Source organism: Streptomyces sp. NPDC052721, assembly GCF_040678315.1.
Classification (GTDB): domain Bacteria; phylum Actinomycetota; class Actinomycetes; order Streptomycetales; family Streptomycetaceae; genus Streptomyces.
This window is the reverse complement of the sequence record NZ_JBFATL010000063.1, coordinates 32443-39421: the sequence shown is the minus strand read 5'-3', so window position 1 is coordinate 39421 and position 6979 is coordinate 32443. Positions and strand designations below refer to the sequence as shown.

General features: G+C 72.2%; 6 protein-coding genes. 2 read left to right on the top strand and 4 right to left on the bottom strand.

Annotated elements, in window-relative coordinates:
- Positions 1-601 precede the first annotated feature (601 nt).
- On the top strand, positions 602-1627 hold the full coding sequence (gene trpS, locus AB0L21_RS37020; protein ID WP_365788485.1) for a tryptophan--tRNA ligase: 1026 nt from the start codon (positions 602-604) through the stop codon (positions 1625-1627).
- A 28-nt stretch (positions 1628-1655) separates the two neighbouring features.
- Here the strand turns inward: trpS and proC are convergent, their stop codons facing one another.
- From proC to AB0L21_RS37000, 4 genes are all read right to left on the bottom strand, one after another.
- On the bottom strand, positions 1656-2468 hold the full coding sequence (proC, locus tag AB0L21_RS37015) for a pyrroline-5-carboxylate reductase (RefSeq protein WP_365788484.1): 813 nt from the start codon (positions 2466-2468) through the stop codon (positions 1656-1658).
- A 145-nt stretch (positions 2469-2613) separates the two neighbouring features.
- Entirely contained in the window at positions 2614-3414 is an 801-nt protein-coding gene (locus AB0L21_RS37010; RefSeq protein WP_365788483.1) for a class I SAM-dependent methyltransferase, read from the bottom strand.
- Positions 3415-3505: 91 nt separating this feature from the next.
- Positions 3506-4051: an EamA/RhaT family transporter gene (locus tag AB0L21_RS37005; protein WP_365699256.1), complete on the bottom strand. Its 546-nt coding sequence runs from the start codon at positions 4049-4051 to the stop codon at positions 3506-3508.
- A gap of 142 nt (positions 4052-4193) precedes the next feature.
- On the bottom strand, positions 4194-4538 hold the full coding sequence (locus AB0L21_RS37000) for an SH3 domain-containing protein (protein WP_365699255.1): 345 nt from the start codon (positions 4536-4538) through the stop codon (positions 4194-4196).
- A 154-nt stretch (positions 4539-4692) separates the two neighbouring features.
- On the opposite strand from AB0L21_RS37000, the gene AB0L21_RS36995 reads away from it, so the two are divergent.
- Positions 4693-6858, top strand: coding sequence for a serine/threonine-protein kinase (locus tag AB0L21_RS36995; protein ID WP_365788482.1), 2166 nt, complete (start codon positions 4693-4695; stop codon positions 6856-6858).
- Positions 6859-6979 lie beyond the last annotated feature (121 nt).

Here is a 6979-nt window from a genome sequence, read left to right as displayed (position 1 = left end):
CTTCGGTCTTGCGTTTCCGACTCTATCAGACCGTTTCCCGATCCGATTTCCTCGGTGCTTTCCAGGTTCCCGCTCTCGCGTTTCCCTTTCCGGCGGTTCCGACTCTATCAGATCCTTTCGGCGTCTGATCCCCGGTCAGCGGGGTTTGTCCTCCCGGCCGTTGGGCCGTTCCGACGAGTGAGACTTTAGCGGATTCCTGGCTCCCGAGCTAATCGGGGGCCGGCGTCCTTTCGAACGCGGATTCCTCATTTCGCAAATACGCACGCCAAAGCACTCGGCGCTGAGAGCGTCGATTGAGTGGGTGGTGCTTGCGGAATGGCTGTCCGGGGACCGACCGGGGTCGGCGCTCACGTCGGACAACTCGGAGAACACTACGTATCGGCGCGGGGTGTGTCAACTCGCTGCCGCGGGACACTCCGGAGGCGTACTGTGGAGCGCGTGATGACGCGTACGTGTACCCAGCTCTGGTGGGCCGCCTGACGGCGGCCGTACTCACGTATGCACTCAACGGCCGCCGCCTCGGCGGCCGTTCTCGTATCTCCCTCCGGGTCCCGGGGGCCGGCCGCAGGGGCGGCGGTCCCGACCAGAAGGTGGAGTGGAGATGACACGGGTCTTCAGCGGGATTCAGCCGACCGGGCACCTGACCCTGGGCAACTACCTGGGGGCCATGCGGCGCTGGGCCGAGGTGGACCAGCATCGGGCGGACTCGCTGTTCTGTGTGGTGGATCTGCACGCGCTGACCATGGACCACGATCCGGCGCGCGTACGCAGGCTCAGCCGCCAGACGGCGACCTTGTTGCTGGCGGCCGGGCTCGACCCCGAGGTGTGCACGGTGTTCCTGCAGAGCCATGTCGACGAGCACACGCGGCTGTCGTACCTGCTGGAGTGCGTGGCGACCGACGGCGAGATGCGGCGGATGATCCAGTACAAGGAGAAAGCCGCGAAGGAGCGGGAGCGCGGTGGGAGCGTGCGGCTGTCGCTGCTGACGTATCCGGTGCTCATGGCGGCGGACATCCTGGCGTACGGCACGGACGAGGTTCCGGTCGGTGAGGACCAGGCGCAGCACGTGGAGCTGACCCGGGATCTGGCGGTGCGGTTCAACCAGCGGTACGGGCAGGCGTTCGTGGTGCCGAGGGCGACGCTTCCCCCGGTGGCGGCGCGGGTGATGAACCTGCAGGACCCGACGAGGAAGATGGGGAAGTCGGACGACTCGGGGGCGGGGGTCGTCTATCTGCTGGACGAGCCGGACGTGGTGCGCAAGAAGGTGCTGCGGGCCGTGACGGACAGCGGGCGGGACGTCGTCTACGACCGGGCGGAGCGGCCGGGCCTCGCGAATCTGCTGGACGTTCTCGCCGCGTGCACGGGCGGGAACCCTCAGTCACTGGCAGACGTTTACGACTCGTACGGCTCTTTGAAGAAGGACACCGCGGAGGCGGTGGTGGAGGTGCTGCGGCCGGTGCAGGCCAGGCACCGGGAGCTGTGCGCTGATCCGGCGTATGTCGAGGGGGTGCTGCGGGATGGTGCGGAGAAGGCGCGGGCGTTGGCCCGGCCGACGGTCGATACGGCCTACAGGGCGATCGGGCTGCTGCCGCCCGTGGCGGAGCCTTCGCTGAGCGCCGTGCGTTAGCCGGGCGGCGCTCAGCGGGGTCGGTCGGTCAGTCCTTCTTGCCGGTGGCGAGTTCGCGGCTGCGGTCGCGGGCGGCTTCGAGGGCGGCGATGAGGGCGGCTCGTACGCCGTGGTTCTCCAGTTCGCGGATGGCGTTGATGGTGGTGCCGGCCGGGGAGGTGACGTTCTCCCGGAGCTTGACGGGGTGTTCGCCGCTGTCGCGGAGCATCACGGCGGCGCCGATCGCGGACTGGACGATGAGGTCATGGGCCTTGTCGCGCGGGAGACCGAGCAGGATGCCGGCGTCGGTCATGGCTTCGACCAGGTAGAAGAAGTACGCCGGGCCGGAGCCGGAGAGCGCGGTGCAGGCGTCCTGCTGGCTCTCGGGGACGCGGAGGGTCTTGCCGACGCCACCGAAGATCTCCTCGGCGTGCGCGAGGTGCTGTTCGGTGGCGTGGCTGCCGGCGGAGATGACCGACATGGCCTCGTCGACGAGGGCCGGGGTGTTGGTCATGACCCGGACGACGGGGGTGCCCGCGGCCAGGCGCTCCTCGAAGAAGGAGGTGGGGATGCCGGCGGCTCCGCTGATGACCAGGCGGTCGGCGGGGACGTGCGGGGCGAGTTCGTCCAGCAGGGTGCCCATGTCCTGCGGCTTGACCGTGAGGATCAGGGTGTCGGCGGTCTTGGCGGCCTCGGTGTTGGCGACCGGGGTGACTCCGTAGCGGGTGCGGAGTTCTTCGGCGCGTTCGGGGCGGCGGGCGGTGACCAGGAGGTCGTCGGGGGCCCAGCCGGCCCGGATCATTCCGCTGAGCAGGGCTTCGCCGATCTTGCCGGTGCCGAGGACTGCGACTTTCTGGCTCATGCGGTTCAGTCTGGCACCGGGGTGGGGTGCGCGGGCGGGTTGTCCGGTGGGCGGAACGTCGGCCGGTGGGGCCCGCGGTCACTCCGTACGCCCTCGTGGCGTCGGCGCGCCCAGGCCCGGCACGAGCCAGGGGGGAGGTGTCGGGTCAGGGCTTGCGGGCGACGAGGAGGAGGACGTCGTAGGTCTCCTCCACCGTGCCGTCCGGGAAGACCTTGAGGAGGTGGGTGCGCTCCTCGTCGAGGAAGGCGGTCCTGCGCTGCTCGGGGGTGATGAGGAAGGCCGAGTGGCTGCCGAGGTTGGCGAGGTGGGTGTCGACCGGGACACGGCGGCTCCAGCGGACCGTGCGGCGGGCGAAGTCGAGACGGCCGCTGGGGTCGGCCAGCTCGATACGGTCACCGGCCTTGCGTGTCTCGGCGGCGACGTCGACGCCCAGGAAACGGCCGACGCGGCGGGCGGCGTCGGCGATCCACTCGACGTCCAGCGCCTCGGTGTTCCACCACAGCGCCAGCGCACCGCCCGGACGCAGCACGCGCAGTGCCTCCGGCACCGAGTGGGCCGGGTCGGTCCAGTGCCAGGCCTGGGCGTAGGTGATGAGGTCGGCGTGGGCGTCGGTGACGGGCAGAGCGTTGCCGCTGCCCCGGACGAGCGGGATGTGCGGGAGCGCGCGGCGGAACTCGGCGGCCATGCCCGCGCCGGGTTCGACGGCGAGGACGTCGGCGCCGCGGGCGTGCAGGAGGGCGGTGGCGATGCCGGTGCCGGCGCCGACGTCCACCGCCCTGGCGCCCGGCAGGGGGCGGCCGGCCAGTTCCTCGACGGCGTCGAAGAGGGCGGGCGGGTAGGAGGGGCGGTTCGCGGCGTACTGGGCGGCGGCGGAGTTGAAGGACGCGGCGCGGGCGGCGTGGGAGGCGGCGGGCGGGTCGGCGGGCGACGGCTGAGTGACGGTCATGGGGTTCTGTCTACGGCATCGCCGCGCGTCGGCCGTACCCCTTTTCCCGTCCTGCGTGGCGGTTCCGCCGTTGCCGTTGCGCCGCTGCCGTCTACCGGCGGCGCTTCTTCTTCGACGGGTTGCCGGTGCGGCGGGTGGTGCGGCGTTCGTGGGCCTCGCGGGCCTGCTCGTACTCCTCGCGGTGCAGCCTCTCGCCCGGTGCCTCGGTGAGGGAGCGGAAGAAGTAGGCGAGGAGGGTGCCGACGAAGCCGATGGCGAGCAGACCGCGCAGGGAGGCCTGGCGCTGCGGGTCGTGGCGCTTGCCGAAGCCCTCCCAGGTGTTGCGGAAGGCGAGCGCGCTGCAGATCGCGAACATGGCGACGACCAGCACGGTCACGAAGGAGCCGGATTCGGCGATCTGGATGCCCTCGTAGGCGAGGCGCAGCACCAGACAGGCGACGGCGGCGGCAACGAGGGAGCCGACGGCGACGCCGGCGCGGCGGGCCGCGTAGCCGTTGTCATGGTTCACCCAGGAGGTGCCGAAGAAACGCAGGGGCTCGGGGCGGGGGCCACCACCCTGCGGCGGCGCGCCGTCGCCCTGGGCCGCGCGGCCGACGGAGCCCGCCGAGGTGTCCGGGGTGCCGGTTTCGTCGCTCACAGCACGATTATGGCGCCGGCGGCGGACGGGCTTCCGGGCGGGGCGGGGTGGGGTGCGCTGCTGGGGTGGGCGGCGGTTCCGCGTCGGCAGCCCCCCACCCCGCCGGGGCAGGGCCCCGGGCGTGCGTGCGTGCGGGCCGGGGTCAGCCGCAGCGTGGGGCGACGTAGCCGTCGGTGCCTGTGTTGACGTAGGCGTCCGAGACGTACTCGCCGCTGTCGATGAGGTCCCAGATGTTCGTCGTGCCGTAGGTGCCCGTCACCGTCGTGCCGGGTGTCTGGCAGTAGATCGGCACCCGGACGCCCTCCGGCAGGACGCGGACCAGGTTGTACTGGGTGCCCGGGCCGCTGCGGACGTTCAGCCGGACGCCGGGCGCGACGGCGTAGGTGCGGACGGCTGCCGCCGCCTCCGTCACCACGGTCTCGGCATCGCCGGTGCCGTTGACGCCGTTCTCGGTGGCATCGGCCTCTTGTGCGCGGTCGACTGACATGAAAATGGTCCTCCCCCGTCGTTTTCTTGGAACTCGGCGCGAAACGCAGGTGCGCGACTCGCACCCAGACGCTAGCAAGCCGCCTCTGTCTCGTACGAGTCATCGACTAGGCTCCGTGCGTCGCGCGCGCGGACGAAGAGCACGGGGGTGGTCCATGGCGCCACAGCACAACACCGGAGCGGGCGCGGAAGCGGAACTTCCCGAGTACGCCGGGCACTACCGGCTGGAGTCCTGCCTGGGCTCCGGCGGCATGGGGGTCGTACACCTCGCGCGGAGCACATCCGGGATGCGGCTCGCGGTGAAGGTCGTACACGCCGAGTTCGCACGGGATCCCGAGTTCAGGGGCCGTTTCCGGCAGGAGGTGGCCGCCGCGCGCAGGGTCAGCGGAGCCTTCACGGCATCCGTCGTGGACGCCGATCCAGAGGCCGACCGCCCCTGGATGGCCACCCTGTTCATCCCCGGGCCAACCCTCTCCGACCATGTGAAGCGGAAGGGCCCCATGCCCGCGGAGCAGCTGCGCCGGCTGATGGCGGGGCTCGCCGAGGCGCTGCGGGACATCCACCGGGTCGGGGTGGTGCACCGGGATCTCAAACCCAGCAACGTGCTGCTCGCCGAGGACGGGCCGAAAGTCATCGACTTCGGCATCTCCCGGCCGAAGGACAGCGAACTGCGCACCGAGACCGGCAAGTTGATCGGCACGCCGCCTTTCATGGCGCCCGAGCAGTTCCGGCGGCCCCGGGAGGTCGGCCCGGCCGCCGACGTCTTCGCGCTCGGTTCGGTCATGGTGCACGCGGCCACCGGGCGGGGGCCGTTCGACTCCGACAGCCCGTACGTCGTCGCCTACCAGGTGGTCCACGACGAGCCCGACCTGACCGGCGTACCGGAAGGGCTCGCACCGCTGGTACGCCGGTGTCTCGCCAAGGAGCCCGCGGACCGGCCCACGCCGGACGAACTGATGCGGGAACTGCGCTCGGTGGCGGCCTCGTACGACACCCAGGCGTTCATACCGGCGCAGCGCACGGATGCGGAGCAGCGGGCGAGCGAGGACGCGGCTTCGGTAGGCGTCGAAGCAGAGGCAGGGGGTGTTCCGGCGGGAGCCGGTCGTTTTGAGGGTGCCGGTCGGCGTACGGGCCGGCGCCTGGGGCGTCGGCGGGTGGTGGCGCTCACGGCCGGAAGCCTCGGGCTGGCGCTGCTCGGTGCGCTCGTCTCGGTGTGGGCGTCCGGCGGAAACGATCAGGCGCCCGAGAAGGAGGGCGAGCCGACCCTGACGGCGGCTTCCGGCAGTACGTGGACGGCCCGGTCCGCGGGCGGCGGCGAGGGAATGGCGCACTGCGTGTACGCGGCCGGGAAGGTGTTCTGTGCGCGGCCGGGTGTCGTCTTCGCGCTCTCCGCGGGCGACGGCGGCCTGCTGTGGCGGCGCTCGGTCGGCACCCGGTCCACGAGCGGGCCTCCCGCCCTCGCCGGCGGGCTGGTGCAGCCGTACACGGACGGCGGCTCACGGCTCGCGGGGCTGGACCCGGCCACGGGCAGGCAGGTGTGGCAGCGGCGGCTGCCGGCCGGGACGACCGTGCGGTACGCCGGTGACACGGCCCTGCTCACCAGCGCCGACGGCACGGTCACCGGCGTGGACGGCGCGAACGGCGCCACCCGCTGGCGGAGCACCGTGCCCGGTCAGGGCGTGCCGGCCTTCGACGCGTTCCCCGGCACCTCGACGGCCTTCGCGACGCATGCGTCCGCCGACGGGACGAGCACACAGGTGACCGCCGTGGACCCCGGCACGGGCCGGGTGCGGTGGGACGTACGGCTCGATGGCTGGCTCAAGCCGTTCGCGGCGCAGGACGGTTCGGTGTTCTTCCTGGCCGTGGACAGCGCGTACGGCGTCAAGGAGATCGTCCGCTACACCCCCGGCACGGGCGCGACCCGGCGCGTCGCGCTGCCCGCCGTCCTCGACGGCGCGCACGCGACCGTGCGCGGGAACGTCGTGTACGTGCTGGCCACCGGCGGCTCCCTGGACGCCGTGGACATGGCGTCGGGGCGGTCGGGCAAGCACCTGTGGCACCTGGAGACGTCGGTGAGCCGCGGTTCGGCGCCCGTCGTACGGGGCGGGCGGGTGTACCTCACCGCGAGCGACGGCCGGCTGCTCGCCGTCGACGCCGGGAACGGCAGGCTCGTCGGGCAGACGCCGGCGCGGCTGGGCGCGAACTCTGCGCAGGTCATGAGCACCCCGCCCGCCCCGGTGCCGGTCGGCCCCCGCGTCCTCGCCGCCGCGCCCGACGGCACGGTCTTCGCCGTGGACGGCGGGAAACCGTCGGGCTGGTGACCCCGCGGAGGCGGTGAGAGGGCCGACGACGCGAAGCCGACGAACGGCCCGCTGAGGCCCGGACGGCGAACGACCCGGTCAGGCTGGAGACCACGAACCGCCCGCTGCGCCCGGACGGCAA